General features: G+C 62.0%; 1 pseudogene. It reads right to left on the minus strand.

Annotated features, from left to right (window positions below):
• Positions 1–258, minus strand: a pseudogene (locus tag SB756_RS32040) (subtype I-F CRISPR-associated endonuclease Cas1); the annotation flags it as partial.

A 258-nucleotide genomic window follows, 5' to 3' on the forward strand; every position in this document is an offset into this window, starting at 1 on the left:
TTGCCATGCAGCACCGCCAGCCCATGGGGCAACCCCAGCACCCAGGTGGCGGTCGCAGCCAAACCGTAGGCCAGGTAGTTACCGTGATCGATAAATCGATTGGCTGGATCTACGCCACTGCCACCTTTGGCCCGGACGAAATCGCCATAGGCGGTTGCCGTTGCGGCCAACTTGAACAGGCGCTTGGTCAGGCGGGCCTCTTCGGTCAGCAGGTAAGTAACATCCGAGGCGCCGCTCAATGACGTCAGCGACTGCGCC

Origin of the sequence: Pseudomonas sp. SIMBA_068, from assembly GCF_046534705.1 — a bacterium.
Classification (GTDB): Bacteria; Pseudomonadota; Gammaproteobacteria; order Pseudomonadales; family Pseudomonadaceae; genus Aquipseudomonas; species Aquipseudomonas putida.